Raw genomic sequence first — 14796 nt, 5'->3', positions numbered from 1 at the left:
CTTCATCTGATTCTGGACAACAGCTCGACTCATAAAACACCAGAGGTAAAAGCCTGGCTGGAGAAACATCCCCGGTTCAAGCTTCACTTCACACCAACCAGCGCCTCCTGGCTGAATGCCGTGGAGGGCTGGTTTGGTCAACTGGAACGCCGTGCTTTGTACCGTGGCATTTTTACCAGTGTCGGCGAACTGAAGAAGGCGATTCGTCGCTTTATCCAAACTCATAATGAGAAGCTGGCAAAGCCCTTCCGCTGGCACAAAAGCGCAGAATCGATTATGACTTCAGTGGCGCGAGCAAAGTTGAGTGTCATTAATGATAAATAAACGAATTACCCAGACGGGACACTAGGAGCGAGTTTTCTCCCTCTTCACGGCTATCAGACAGCTTTTGCGACAGATCATCATCTAAATTCATTGATGGGTACATCCTCTGTTGCAGGTCGAGTACCTCTGAAGACTTTGGCCCTACCTTTAACGAGTCATCTTTCAAAAGGTCCAAGTATTCATTGATTAGCAATATGGTATCAGTAAGATGCCTGCCGAAAGGCATAAAACTCTCATAAACTCTCGCCCCCTTCAAAACTCGCAGATCAAGCTTCGCCGATTCAAAATTGTCGAGTTTGATCGAGAAAGTCTCTAATCTCCTTTGATAAGCCTTTATCTCCGAAATACGCCAGAGCTTATCATCGGTAGCTGTAGTATCTGAGTGCGGATTTAGCTCTTTGTCCAGCGCGTCGGTCGGCAACCGCAGTTTGTCAGCTGCTTTGCAAACGATATGGCTTTGTTTGACAAGCTCTCTCGCTGCGGCATATACCTCCTTGCCAATTAATTCCATCTTCCAAACACGCGCCCCATAAATTCCTACGCCAATCGTAACCAATGCAGCAATGGCTAAGAGGCCATCCTTGATCAGAGAAACCCATTCCTTAAACTCGGGATCTGGCATGCAGCTCTCCTAAAATTGGCTAACAGCTGATTCAGCGACAAATGGCATCTATCCCCCAAACACTTATCCCACACCTTATGAATCCAACTATTTCATAACTTTCGTATACTTGTAAGACCAAGTAGTGAAAATTTACGAAGTTTTGCGACATTTGGAGTTGATTTACGTAGGACAGGCGAACTCACCCGAGGCCATTCGAGAACGCTCCGGCGCAATGTCCGATTTTGTTTAAGGAATTCGAGGAGCCCGGCCTGGTCGCAAAGCGAACATTCAGATTTGAACTAACGCCAGCCAACATCGAACGCAAAAAAGCGCGAAGCAGAGTTTTGACTGCCGGTAAACTAAGCCTTACCTGAAAGGCGTTATTTATCTGTACCTCCATAGGGAAGAGCGCCCTTTTTAATGCAGCTTAGGTTCAACGAGCTTTCTGAGTTGGCTGCGTAGTTACCTGAATTCCACACTGACTTCCTTATTACGGGGGCTATTCCTTATCGATGCAATAGTCCTCTAAACCATCCAGATATTTCCCAGCCGGACCCGAAGTGTAGACGTCGCCTCCGCGCATGAAACTTTGAACATCCTGAATTAGATCTTTTACCTGATGATCAGTCATGACATAACCGCCAACGCCACTAAGTTTCGCAAAAATAGCTCGTTTTCTGATCGCATTTTTTTAGTTATTCCTGGTTCAGCTCTTGGGTTATCTAATTCATTAGTCAGCCACTCCAACGCAAGACGCACTCTCAACACATCATTTTCTGGCACATTTTTATAACGGGTATCCGGAACCTAGTGTGTAATTCCACTCCAGCCTACAGGGTGTCACCTAACTCGTAAACCGGAATTGCGTGTGTAATGATCGTGTCGTATCATCGGGTTTCTAAACCGGAACTAGGTGTGTATTCTGTCGTCAGAATTCGCACGTAGTCGAAGGCTCGACGAACGACTGGCCAGGAGTGGAAAACATGGCGATTAGTCAGGCACGCATTATCGAATCCATGGAGCAGGCCTGCTCCAACCCTAATCCGGATGAGTTCATTTTCTCCTTCCTTGATGCTTACGGATTTCCGAAGAGCACCATAACCCGTCTCCGCAATGGTGACGATAGCCGGAACGTTGCCAGCGGTAATGACATCGGGCTGAAGAAGAAGCTCTACTTCCGATCCGTTCCTGAGGGGACTGATTTGAATGCCGAAGCCGACTCGCTCAAGGCAAGCGAAGTCGTGTCGCGGAACGATATCCGCTTTGTCATCGTCACTGACTTCAAGAGCCTGGTTGCTTTCGATCTCAAGGCTGAAGAGCGCCTTGAAACCTCGATGGATGAACTGGACAAACAGTATGCCTTCTTTCTTCCGCTGGCTGGGTACGAAAAAGCGGTCATGTACTCAGAGCATCCGGCTGACGTTAAAGCCTCTGAGAAGATGGGGCGCCTGTTCGATTTGATCCGCGAACGCAATGACCTCTCCAAGCCCGAGGACATTCACGCTCTCAACGTTTTCCTTACCCGTCTCTTGTTCTGCTTTTATGCCGAGGACACCGGCATTTTCGATCAGGGGCAGATGACGTCTGCCATCCAGTCCACCACATCGGAAGATGGCTCGGACGTCGATCAGTTCTTTACGGATCTATTCACCGTCCTTAACCTAGAAGACAAAGCGCCTGAACGAGAATCGATGGCCGCTCATTTCCAGAAATTCCCCTACGTTAACGGTGGGCTGTTTGAAAAGGATGAGCCTATCCCCGAGTTCGGCAGGAAGGCTCGCCGACTTTTGATTGATTGCGGGAACATGGATTGGTCTGAGATCAATCCAGACATTTTCGGCTCTATGTTTCAGGCGGTCATAGATGAAGAGCAGCGGGGCAACTTAGGACAGCATTATACATCTGTCTCCAACATCATGAAGGTGATCCAGCCTCTGTTCCTCGACAAGCTGTACGCGGAACTTGAGAAAAGCCGGGAGAACGAACGAAAACTGAAAGAGCTGCTTCTGCGCCTCCAGAATCTGCATATCTTTGATCCGGCCTGTGGCTCAGGAAACTTCCTGATCATTGCTTACAAAGAGCTGAGAAAGCTAGAAATGGAAGTCATCGACACTCTGAACACAGTGTCGGATCAGACTGAAATGTATTACTCAGGGATTAAGCTTTCTCAGTTCTACGGCATCGAAATTGATGACTTTGCCCATGAAGTAGCAATATTGTCTCTATGGCTCGCAGAGCATCAAATGAATATGGCGTTCAAGGAAAAATTTGGATATGCAGACGCAGACCTTCCATTACGAGATTCAGGAAATATTATTTGTGGAAATAGCTTAAAAATTGACTGGCAAGAGGTATGCCCATTTTTATGCTCAAGAAAAATTGATTCCGAAGTATATATTTGCGGAAACCCTCCCTTCCTAGGCTACAACTCTAGAAGCTCTGAACAGCAAGATGAAATGCGATTACTTTTTGGTGACAAGCAAAGCTACAAAAAACTCGACTATGTATCGTCGTGGTTTTTGCTTGCTTCAAAGTATATAGCAAACAATGAAAGCATCTTCGCCGCTTTTGTAGCAACCAGTTCAATTTGCCAAGGCATGCAGGTGCCTTTTTTATGGCCAAGAATCTTCGGTCTTGGCGTAAACATCTCTTTTGCCTATAGTAATTTCGCTTGGGAAAATGCTGCTCGTAATAAAGCGGCTGTGAATGTGGTCGTTATTGGCTTAGGTGTTTCCAAGGGCAAAAAAAGACTTTTTTGTTTAAGCAAAGAAGGAGTGTGGAGCGAAGAGTTAACGGAATCTATCAATGCCTACCTTGTAGGTGGAAGCTCGATTATCGTAAATAATAGGTCAAAACCAATAAATAAAAATATAGAAATGCAATATGGAAGCATGCCTAATGATGGTGGAAATCTCTTGCTATCCCCAACGGAAAAAAATGATCTGATTTCCGAAGACCCCGAGACGGCACATTGGGTCAAGCCTATCCTTGGGGCTCAGGAGTTTTTAAATGGTAAAAAACGCTATTGCTTGTGGCTAAAAGGTATAACTGAAGAAGAGCTAAATCAGTTGCCATCGGTGAAAGCTAGAGTGGAAAATGTAAGGTCAGTAAGGTTAGCTAGTAAAAGCCCCGGCGCTAACAAGGCGGCGGCAACACCTCATCTTTTTTGGTTTGCATCTCACCCAGATAAGGGAACATATCTTTTGGTTCCTAAAGTTTCTTCTGAACGCCGGCCTTATGTGCCTATAGGTCTTTTGGATTCAAGTACAGTCTCTAGTGACGCTAATTTGATTGTGCCAAATGCTGGAGTTTTTGAGTTCGGCGTTCTCACATCTGAAATGCATAATGATTGGATGCGTGCTGTTGCTGGACGTCTAGAGAGTCGTTACCGTTATTCCGCCACACTGGTTTACAACACATTCCCATGGCCCGAAGCCAATGACCAGCAGCGAAAGAAAATCGAAGAGCTTGCAGAGGAAGTCCTTCTTCTTCGTGAGGATTATCCCGATAAATCCTTATCCAAGCTTTATGACCCAAAAGAAATGCCGGAGCCATTGCGTGAAGCTCATAAAGCTCTGGATCGCGCCGTCGAAAAACTTTACCGCGAAAAGCCATTTAGAGATGCAACCGAACGTTTGGAGCACCTTTTCGCTCTTTACGAAAAACTGATTGCTGAAGAGAAAGCAAAGAAGCCTGCCAAAAAACAGCCAAAGGGAGTAATTGATAATGGCTGATCTGATGACCGTCCAGTACAAGCAAACTGGAAAGAGTTCAAACCTGAATGAACTCGGCATGCGGGAAATGCAGGCTCGGGCGTATGACGCTCGCGATGCGCAATACCTGCTTTTGAAAGCGCCTCCTGCCTCCGGGAAATCCCGAGCCCTGATGTTCCTTGGGTTGGACAAATTGCACCACCAGGGGCTAAAGAAAGTCATCGTGGCTGTGCCAGAAATGTCGATCGGTGGCTCGTTCAAGGATACCGATCTTAAGAGTGCTGGATTCTTCGCCGACTGGAAGGTTCAGCCCAGCTATAACCTTTGTGTGCCTGGCGGGGAGGGCCGTAAGGTCAAAGCGTTTATCCGCTTCATGTCTGATCCGGACGCAGACATTTTGATCTGCACCCATGCAACTCTGCGATACGCCTACAAAGAACTGGCTCCCTCAGACTTCAACGACACCTTGCTGGCGATCGATGAATTCCACCACACATCTGCGGATGGCGAAAACCGGCTTGGGGGGCTTATTGATGGCGTCATGGCAGGCTCCAGCGCCCACATTGTAGCAATGACAGGGTCCTACTTCCGGGGCGACGCAGTACCAATTCTGCTGCCCGAGGATGAAGAGAAGTTTACTCAGGTCACCTATTCCTACTATGAACAGCTCAATGGCTACAGGTATCTGAAGTCGCTAGGAATTGGCTACCACTTCTACACCGGTCGGTACCTGGATGCCGTGCATGAGGTGCTGGACACCTCGAAGAAGACGATCGTTCATATTCCAAACGTCAACGCGGTCGAGTCCACGAAGGACAAGTATTCTGAGGTCGATTACATTCTCGATGCTATCGGTGATGTCGTCGGGAAGGACATGAAGACCGGGATTATTACTGTGAAGGACCAATCTGGCCGGCTTTTGAAGGTTGCCGATCTGGTTGACGATAACCCACTTCGGGTAGAGGTTCAGAACTATCTCAGGAATGTGTCCAAAGCAGACGACATGGATATCATCATTGCCCTGGGTATGGCGAAGGAAGGCTTTGACTGGCCTTGGTGTGAGCATGTGCTGACTATTGGCTATCGCTCCTCGCTCACCGAAATCATCCAGATCATCGGTCGTTCCACTCGTGACTCTGAGGGTAAGTCACACGCGCAGTTTACCAACTTGATCGCCCAGCCAGATGCAGAGGATGACGACGTCAAAACATCGGTCAACAACATGCTCAAGGCCATCACCGTATCGCTACTGATGGAGCAGGTCTTGGCACCCGCCGTGAACTTCAAGCCGAGGTCTCGGATACGGCCGGGCGAAGAAGTCGACCCTGGCTCTGTGGTCATCGAAGACACCACATCGCCTGTCTCCGACAAGGTCATGAAGGCCCTGGAGAACATGGATAACATCAAGGCCGCCATCCTCCAAAAGCCTGAAGTCATTGCACCAGCTGTGACAGGCGATGATGACCCAGAGGTCATGGAGCAAGTAGAGATTCCAAAGGTCGTGGAAACGCTTTACCCAGATATGGATGACAGTGAGATAAGCACTGTCTCAGAAGCCGTACACGCTTCCATGGCCATCCAGTCTACCGGAGGGCTTTTCGATGAGTCTGACCTGCCGGAAGGCGCTCAGATCATGACGCCTGAAGGTATTCAAGAAGAAGCGCCGGATTACCAGGGTGGCACAGAGAAGCCGTCGAAAACCGACGTTGGTGCTGGGAACGATGAGCCCAAGCCCAATCGCAAGTTTGTTCTTATTGGGAACAAGTTCGTCAATATCGAAAACCTGAATGTCGATCTGATTCGTCAGGTGAATCCCTTCCAGGGTGCCTACGAGATTCTCTCAAAATCCGTGACGCCATCGGTCCTCAAGACCATTCAGGATACCGTGGTTGGTATGCGATCACAGATGTCTGAAGAAGAGGCCGTTATCCTCTGGCCGCGAATTAATGAATTCCGTAAGGAGAAAGGCCGAGAACCTTCTGTGACGGCTAGTGAGCCGTATGAGCGCCGTTTGGCGGATGCGCTGGCCTATATCAAAAGAAAGGCTCAGGAGCGCAAGGCGCAGGCGCAGACGTCGTAAGAGGGATATGAGATGCCACCGATCAATCACAACAGAAAAAAGGCCTCTACTCGGCCTTCTCTGGACGACATATTCTCCGGCCCGGATGAGTTCGGTCTTCTTGATGTCGAGGCCAAGAAATCAAGCTCGGGTGCGCCTCTTGAAGTTTCTCGATTTGAAGAGATCAGTGCGTTCGTCGATAAGCAGGGAAAACCTCCGCAAGCCGATAGTCCTGACCTACAGGAAAAGCTTCTCGCCCGGAGATTAAAGAGCTACGCGGAGAAGGAAGAGCTATTATCAGCTCTGAAACCATACGACCGTCATAACCTGCTGCCCGAGCCCGTACTGGCGTCGAGTCAGGAGGCCACCGCGCATGATGAGGAGACACCTTATCGCGCCTCTATCGAACCGAGTAGGCCAGCGTCGAAGACGGACGTGAACCAGGCGGAAAACGTCACATCACTTGATGACATTTTTGCGAGCGAGGCATTCTCAGAGTTTGATCAAGGAGACGACTCCCTCTTTGACCCGGTTCATGTCTCATTTGAGAAAAGCCGAGAGGATCCCGATGAGATCGCTCAACGGCGTGTCTGCCAGGATTTCTATGCGTTTGAGCCAATATTCAGGGATCTGCACGATAAGCTGAAAACTGGCGACGTAAAAGCAGCTCGCTTCCAGCAGGCCTCACAAGTTCAGCCGGGTGATGCCTTCATACTGGAAGGCGTCATGTGTCTTATCGATGAAGTTGGCGAATATCGAGAGGATGGAGATGGGCGATACGACCCGAGGCTGCGGCTGATTTTCGAGAATGGGACAGAGTCTAATCATCTCCTCCGGTCTCTGGCAAAACGACTTTACCAAGACCCCACTGGACGGAGGATCATCCGTGATGCTGAGTCGGTCGTCGACGCTTTCAACAATGTGAACCACAAGGACAGGCGGGCTGGCCAAATCTATTTTGTCACGACGTTGAGCGATAAGCCCGCACTTCGTGAAATCCCGAATCTACTGAAAATTGGTTATACCGAGCTGACCGTGGATGAGCGGACAAAAAATGCGGAGCGGGACACGGCGTTCCTCGAAGCACCGGTCAAAAAGCTCGCGTCGATAGAGTGCTATAACTTGAATCCGAACAAGTTTGAGACTCTCATCCATGGGTTCTTGCACGCTCAGAGAATCAAGATGACGCTCACAGGGAGGGACGGGAAAGAATATCACCCGAGAGAGTGGTTTTCTGTTCCGCTCGACACGGCCCGAGAGGTCGTGAAGCGAATCATCGATGGAAGCATCGTTCAGTATCGCATGGATAATACCACCGGGCGATTGGTGAGGAAGAAGGTGTGAACGATGCGCCAGTTTGACCTGCTAAACATGGATACCCTCCAGTCGAGCAATCTTATTGATGAGGGGGATCACTACGTCATCGAGGTTGATGGCCAAGGAATCCCTGGGCGCTGCCCACATTGCCAGGCTGAGGGGCCGTATAGACACGGTACTCAGCAACAGCACTACATCGATACCCCGATGCATGGAAAGCCCGTACTGCTCCGCGTGGATCGGGCTCGCTTCCGATGCAAAAGTTGTGGGAAGACTTTTTTCTCAAATCTGCCAGACATCGACCCGAAACGGAAAGCCTCCACCCGATTCATCAAATACGTCGAGCAGGAGTCGATGAAGAAAACCTTCGCAATGATTTCACGCGAGGCAGGTATTGATGAAAAGACTATCAAAAATATCTTCGAAGATTACGTTCACCGGCTTGGAAAAGAGGTCAAGTTTGAAACCCCGGAGTTTCTAGGGATTGATGAGCTGAAGATTATTGGCGAATACCGGTGCATGATCACCAACGTGAACGAGCTTGCTGTCTACGACTTACTGCCCAACCGTCGGAAAACCGACCTTATGACTTACTTCAAGGCTATGCCTGATAAGCACAAGGTAAAGGTCGTGACGATGGATATGTGGCGCACCTACAAGGATGTCGTGAACGCGCAACTGCCAGGTCGCGATATTGTCGTGGATCGTTGGCATGTCATCCGCATGGCCAATGAGGCGCTGGAGTCCGTGCGAAAGCAAATTCGTAAAGGCCTCAACACTCGGCAGAGGCTGAAGCTGAAAGACGACCGCTTTATCCTTTTGGAGAGGGAGCACAACCTTTCGTCTGAGCAGCGTGAAAAAATGCAGTCCTGGTTCGACCTGCACCCTGAACTTGCTATGGCTTACGAGGCCAAGGAAAACTTCCACCGCATATACTCATGCAAAAACAAGACTGAAGCTCAGGAGTTTGCACGCGCATGGATGAGATCACTACCGCCTGCAATCGAGCCAGCCTTTGAGGCATCCCGCACAGCGCTATTGAACTGGTGGGGGGAGGTTTTCAACTTCTATGATCACCAGGTCACAAACGCCTATACTGAGTCTGTGAATCGGCTGGCAAAGGACATTAACCGGATGGGACGCGGATACAGCTTTGAGGTCATGCGTGCTCGACTGATCTATGAGAAGCAAGCGCGTAAACCGACAACCAAGTTGAGAGGACGAAAGCCGAAAGGCAAACCTCAAAAGGGGACCCTGTCGAGATCTGTTGGCCTGGAGAAAGTGCCCAGAACGGTTGAGTACGGTCCACATATCCCTACGCTTTGCGACCTGCTGGAAAGCGGCCACTTTTCCTGATATTTCTACATTGATACCGGAATTGAGAGGGAGAACAAATCAGCGGTTCCCACACTCAATTCCGGATACCCTTTATAACCAAGACTTCTTCGGAAATTCTCGTTTGTCCATAGCCTGTTCAAAACTCCAGACGCTTTGCTATTTCCAAGCATCTTTATTAAGGCGGCGAACACCCGATGTTTTTTATCAAGTCCTCTTTTCGGGGCATTTGAAGTCGGGGCTCTCGTGGCTACAGGTCGTGTAGGCACTGGTCTTGCTGGCACACTACTCTTCGACGAGACCATCCCTGTAAAGCTATCATCCTCACTCCGAAAGACGATATCAGCATTGGGAGCCATTCTTCCGTAGTTATTAACAACAAACTCCCACAGCCTTGGCTTCATGCTATTAACCAGCTGTGGATCTTCATCTAATATTATGCCCCAAATAGCCGTTTCAACAGCAGTGTTCACGTATTTACCTGATCGGAGATCAGAGAAATATCCACGAATCGCCTGACCGAGAACCGAAAACCTTACGTCGTTTTCAGAAAACTCTTTGTTGAGCTGTGCCCCCATCGAAGAGGTCGTGTTGAGTTGGAGCGACTTTTTACGACCATCCTCGATGAATTTGCCCAGTTTTTTCCCATAAGCGGCAATGAACGGATCAGCGTACTCCTTTCGCATATTTCTCTCTTGAAGGAGATAAGTTCTAACTTCATTGATCTCATGCTCGTAAGACTTAAAACCATCAAAAACCCCCATACGTAATCCCATCAGAGTTATTGGTTGATCGAGTTACTGCGGATTCAGGCAAACCCAAAGAAGTATAGGCGGTCTACCCGAAATCGCCCACCCCGGTTCCACATGAGGCGCTGCACGCCCGTGTATCGCAAACGGTCGAGCTGACCGAGGTAAACGGTCCAGGAACCCCAGCTAAACCAACTTTCCGGAGTTCGCCAGACTCCCGGCCTCTTAAGAAGGAGGCTGACCATGAACCATCAGTTGACCCCGCCGCAGGCATTCTGGCTGGGGCATTTGTACCACGCGCACTCACTGAACCTGAGCCTGAGTGCCTATGCCAAGGATCAGAAGCTCGATATCATTGAGCCAGTCGTCTGTGAACGGGCTTTCATCATCGGTCACAGACTCAGTCTCTGAATCTTCGAAAATACCGCCCGCCTGGCTGATATCTTGCCAGTCGGGGGATGTCACTATTGGTTCTGGAACTGGCTCGGAGTCCGATTCTGGCTGAGGCGTCTTCAGTCCCAGCCCGTCATGGCTGACGTACTCCTTGCCCTCGTGGACGGTGTAACCCGTGTATTCGTCAGGCTTGAGTTCATCGCTTTTGGAGAACAGGGATTTCAGGGTTTTGAACATAACGGCATCATCCAGATTCTTGAATTGAGTTGCTTCCCGACAACCTAGCACACAACCAAAAAGATCTAAGCGAATGCCTGAGGGGCCGTGCCCCTGACCCCGTATTAGGTCCATCCAGAGTTGGAAAAATCCGACTCATGACCCCGGCCTAGATTTTTATGGATTCCAGTGGAGATACAAGCCAACACTGGGGTACGGCGAATGTTCGCTTCTGTTTAGCGACGGGGGGAGCCTGATCGAAACCCGAGGGTGAGCATCGACCGGGGCTGGCAGCGTCTGCGGTGTCCTAAGGGACCAAGGACACAAATTACGCACCTAGATCTCAATACTCTCAGCTATCTCCAGAGCATCCTCGACCTCGACACCAAGGTACCGCACGGTGCTCGACATATTCGTGTGTCCCAACAGCAACTGGACGGCTCGAAGATTCTTGGTCTTCTTGTAGATCAATGTCACCTGGGCCCAAGTGATTTAGATAGTTGGATTTCAGCAGCGATGTCGGCTCAGCCTGAGGGCATTCGCTGGATGCGGAATCTGCGACTGCATTCAGTGTTTGGCCGTCAGCGGGCGTTGTCCGGTACCGAGTGTGCTCATGATTGGACTCTTTTTCAAAGTGGTTTACCGCCAAGGCCTGGTGGGGGCACAGTGGAGGCTCCCACCAAGGCCTTGAGCCCCGGATCCCTAATAAACACTCAGCCACCAAAACTCATAACATCAGACAATACCGAGACGCCGGGCGATAGCCACAGCCTGCGTCCGATTGCTCGCATTCAGCTTGGAATTAATATTCCGTAAATGAGTCCGCACGGTGCTGTCGGAGACGCACAGTTTCTCCGCCATGGTGCTGTTGGAATAGCCCTCGGACAATAACTGCAGTACCCGGGTTTCCTTGCGGGTAAGGGGATCCAGCAGGGTGCTTTGCGGCTTTGATGAGGCTGCCTGCTCCTGGATTTCTGGACCGAAGGTATCCAGCAGTGACTGGATATAGTCGATGCGGAGCGGCTCGGTATGCTCATTATTTTCCTTCAGGCTCTGGGAAAAAAGCAGCGCCAAGGTGCCAACCGCATGGCCTTCATCCTCGATTCGCCTCACGTACACTTCCGAAGAGGCGATGTGTAACACACCTCTCATAATCTCCAGGGCTTCCTGTAGGTGGGGTTTAGAGGTGAGGACGATCAGGTTCACGCTACAAGGCGCGGCATCCTTGCCCTCAGGGTGGGCGTCAATCTCCTCCAGCCATTCTACGAAGTCTTCGCTGGGACGTTGATTAAGGCCCGGAAAGGCATCCTCGACACCGTTGAGTCGGCTTTCTACCTCTAGTTCCAGGCCCGAAGTGAGAAACATGGGAGCAACAATGGCCGGGGCTTTGAGCCGGCCCTGAAAGGATTCGGGAGTAGCCATAAACAAAACTCCTGTCTTGTGCGTTGCGAAACCCGGCGGAAAGGTTATTGGTCTTGGGGCTGGAGTGCGCTAGCAGCTTCGCCGGGTATCTGTTTTCTTGCGCCAAAAGAAATAATCCCAGAGGCTACAGTTAGTTTTTGTCAACTCTCGGCCGACACTTCATAAAGCTCTCTCAGGTTTCGCTTGAGGATTTTGCCACTCGGGTTACGCGGTAAGGCATCGGCGACAACCACTCGCTTGGGAACCTTGAAGCTTGCCAGTCGCGCCTTGCAATGATTGACGACCATCTCTTGGTCGATGGTCGAACCGTCCCGGGGAACAACGATTGCAGTAACAGCTTCAACCCAAACAGGGTCGCTTACAGCAATAACGGCTACCTCTGAAACCTGGTCCATCTGGAAGATGGTTTCTTCTACCTCTCTGCTTGAAACGTTCTCGCCTCCGGTCTTGATCATGTCTTTCTTGCGGTCGACGATCGTCAGATAGCCTTCCTCGTCGAAGAATCCTAAATCTCCACTATGAAACCAGCCGCCCTTGAACGCCTCCCTGGTGCGCTCTTCATCATTGAAGTAACCACTCATAAGCTGGGGTGACCGATGTACGATTTCCCCAACGGTTCCTGTTGGTACCTCCTGCTCAGCGTCATCCACCACACGAGTTTCAACATTGAACACAGGCTTACCTGCTGATCCGGCTTTCCGTATCTGGTCCTCCGGCCCGAGAATAGTCGCCGTGGGAGCAATTTCGGTCTGGCCATACAGGTTCCATAAGCGGACCTCTGGCAGGCGCTCTTGAAGTTCCTGCAGAACAGCGACTGGCATAATTGCAGCACCGTAATAACCCTTGCGTAATCTGGATAACTTTTCGCTGTCAAACATTGGGGAGCGGAGCAGTGATATCCAGACTGTGGGTGGAGAGAAAAACGAGGTGACCTGGTACTTTTCAAGCGCTGGGAGAATGACCTCCGGAGAGGGAGTGGCGGTGATGACGTTCGTGACACCTGCGTAAACGCAGGTCCCGAAAAAGGTGTCGAGTTGCGCGCAGTGAAACAGCGGCAATGCGTGCAGCATTATGTCTGACGACTCGAATCCAGCGGCCATGACGCAGCTCATATGCTGGGTCACGACGGCTTCATGTGTAAGCATGGCACCCTTTGGAAGGGATTCGGTGCCACTGGTATAGACAATTTGTGCCAGCATGTCCCCTGATACACGGGGGCGCTGTTGGTTGGAGTCGGCTCCCTCAGTAAGGAGGTCGTCGAACGACGTCATACCTGGAAGGGGGGCTGAGCCTGCTTCATCCGGAATCCAGAGAAATTGGTCGACATTGGTATTCTGGTTGGCAGCCTCCCTGGCCATGTTTGCCATTGAGGTGTCCGTACATAGGATCCTGGCCTTTGAGTGGGTAAGGATGTAGGCCATCTCTTTGGCATTCAGCATGAAATTGACCGGCACCAGAACCGCGCCAATGCGGGCAAGTGCAAAGCGCATTGCGACGAAACCATGGGAGTTTCTAGCCAGGATGGCGACCTTGTCTCCACATTGCACGCCGCGCCGGATCAAAGCGTTGGCGAGACGGTCGCAAATGTCATCAAATTCGCGATAGCTCCAGTTTACCTGACCGCAAATAACGGCTGTCTTGTCAGGGTTCCTCCTGGCTGTACGTCGTAACATGCCGGAAATAGTCTGTTCGCGGGCTGCAGCAATGGTTTGCTCCAGAGCATTTGTTGTCATTATTTGCTCCTAGGTCCATCAGGGCACCGCCAGATTGGTTGTGACGGGCATTGATGCTTTGTTGATGTATTCGCGTTTGATGGTTATAGTTACTGAAACATTTAACATATAAGAGCATGGCGTTCGAGGTCAAGCCGGCCGAATGACTTGCACCAGCATAGGAAGGTTTCCTTGAACTCAACAAAGTTCACCACAGCGTGTTACATCCTTTCCTTTGTGGCGTATCACAGCGAGAAGCAGCACTCCTCACGGACCATTGCAAAGTGGGTGAATGTTAATCCGTCAAGGGTGCGCCAACTCATCTCACGCCTGGTCCAGGCGGGCTTGCTGACATCAACCAGGGGAGGGAAAGGAGGGGTCACAATGGCCCGCGCACCATCCACTGTCTCTTTGCTGGATGTATTTGAGGCAGTTGCGGAGCCAAACGTGGAGCTTTTCTCGATAGATAATCCGTTTTCAGACTGGAAAGACCGGTGCTATGTGCATGACGTACTGAGCGGTCTTCGGAATGAGATGGACCGGGATTTCCGAAATCGTCTGGCCTCAATCAAGGTGTCATCCCTTTATAGTGCTGACAGGGCACTGGAAAAGGAGGGGCTGGCCGATGCTATTACCCCATCCCACATGAAAGCCTGATTCCTTGGTTTTCCTGGCAGTCGCTGCGTGCATTACACAGGTGCGCCCCATTAATTCCACAACAAAAATGAGGGTTCGAAATAATGAGTAGTACACCATCTGCTTTTGCAGTTACTGATTCGACAACCGGTGAGGAATACAACCTGTTTCTGGATTCGGTTCGAAAAATCCTCCATCAGGAAGTGGCGCCCTTTTATGACGACTGGGAGGAAGCCCACCAGGTTCCCAGGGAACTTTGGAACAAACTGGGCGAGGCCGGCCTGCTTGGCGTGGACCTTCCCGAGGAATATGGCGG

12 protein-coding genes and 1 pseudogene are annotated in these 14796 nt (G+C 50.4%); 7 read left to right on the top strand and 6 right to left on the bottom strand.

Features of this window, described 5'->3' with window-relative positions; genetic code table 11:
- A partial coding sequence (locus BM036_RS18780; protein ID WP_177186112.1) for a transposase occupies positions 1-324 on the top strand: 324 nt, incomplete at its 5' end.
- Here the strand turns inward: BM036_RS18780 and BM036_RS18775 are convergent.
- Complete coding sequence (locus BM036_RS18775; protein ID WP_091855177.1) at positions 311-946, bottom strand: hypothetical protein; 636 nt, start codon at positions 944-946, stop codon at positions 311-313. The two genes, BM036_RS18780 and BM036_RS18775, sit on opposite strands and share 14 nt — an antisense overlap.
- Before the next feature lie 965 nt (positions 947-1911).
- On the opposite strand from BM036_RS18775, the gene BM036_RS18770 reads away from it, so the two are divergent.
- The 4 genes from BM036_RS18770 to BM036_RS18755 are packed head-to-tail and all read left to right on the top strand — an operon-like array spanning position 1912 to position 9373.
- Positions 1912-4662 carry a DNA methyltransferase gene (locus tag BM036_RS18770; RefSeq protein WP_091855176.1) on the top strand — a complete coding sequence of 917 codons (2751 nt, stop codon included), beginning with the start codon at positions 1912-1914 and terminating at the stop codon, positions 4660-4662.
- Positions 4655-6721: a DEAD/DEAH box helicase gene (locus BM036_RS18765; RefSeq protein WP_143066659.1), complete on the top strand. Its 2067-nt coding sequence runs from the start codon at positions 4655-4657 to the stop codon at positions 6719-6721. Before BM036_RS18770 ends, BM036_RS18765 begins: the two co-directional genes overlap by 8 nt.
- Positions 6722-6733: 12 nt before the next feature.
- On the top strand, positions 6734-8044 hold the full coding sequence (locus tag BM036_RS18760; RefSeq protein ID WP_091855175.1) for a GIY-YIG nuclease family protein: 1311 nt from the start codon (positions 6734-6736) through the stop codon (positions 8042-8044).
- Positions 8045-8047: 3 nt separating this feature from the next.
- Positions 8048-9373, top strand: a complete 1326-nt coding sequence (locus tag BM036_RS18755; protein WP_091855174.1) for an ISL3 family transposase — start codon at positions 8048-8050, stop codon at positions 9371-9373.
- Positions 9374-9378: 5 nt separating this feature from the next.
- Here BM036_RS18755 and BM036_RS18750 read toward each other — a convergent pair whose 3' ends face one another.
- From BM036_RS18750 to BM036_RS18730, 5 genes and pseudogenes are all read right to left on the bottom strand, one after another.
- Positions 9379-10116 (bottom strand): hypothetical protein, encoded by a 738-nt coding sequence (locus BM036_RS18750; protein WP_091855173.1) that lies wholly within the window; start codon positions 10114-10116, stop codon positions 9379-9381.
- A gap of 288 nt (positions 10117-10404) precedes the next feature.
- Positions 10405-10731 carry a hypothetical protein gene (locus BM036_RS18745; RefSeq protein ID WP_091855172.1) on the bottom strand — a complete coding sequence of 109 codons (327 nt, stop codon included), beginning with the start codon at positions 10729-10731 and terminating at the stop codon, positions 10405-10407.
- 315 nt (positions 10732-11046) lie between these two features.
- Positions 11047-11190 (bottom strand): annotated as a pseudogene (locus tag BM036_RS20390) (integrase); the annotation flags it as partial.
- Between the two features lie 255 nt (positions 11191-11445).
- A complete protein-coding gene (locus BM036_RS18735) occupies positions 11446-12132 on the bottom strand; it encodes a response regulator transcription factor (protein WP_091855171.1) in 687 nt (228 codons plus the stop codon).
- 140 nt (positions 12133-12272) lie between these two features.
- Positions 12273-13865, bottom strand: a complete 1593-nt coding sequence (locus BM036_RS18730; protein WP_091855170.1) for an acyl-CoA synthetase — start codon at positions 13863-13865, stop codon at positions 12273-12275.
- Between the two features lie 147 nt (positions 13866-14012).
- On the opposite strand from BM036_RS18730, the gene BM036_RS18725 reads away from it, so the two are divergent.
- Positions 14013-14501, top strand: coding sequence for an RrF2 family transcriptional regulator (locus tag BM036_RS18725; protein ID WP_342714523.1), 489 nt, complete (start codon positions 14013-14015; stop codon positions 14499-14501).
- Between the two features lie 83 nt (positions 14502-14584).
- Positions 14585-14796: acyl-CoA dehydrogenase family protein (locus BM036_RS18720; RefSeq protein WP_143066658.1), on the top strand; the 212-nt coding region annotated here is incomplete at its 3' end.

It is taken from the genome of Marinobacter segnicrescens (assembly GCF_900111555.1).
Taxonomy (GTDB): domain Bacteria; phylum Pseudomonadota; class Gammaproteobacteria; order Pseudomonadales; family Oleiphilaceae; genus Marinobacter; species Marinobacter segnicrescens.
The sequence above is the reverse complement of the archived record's forward strand: the minus strand, read 5'-3'. Positions and strand labels throughout refer to the sequence as shown.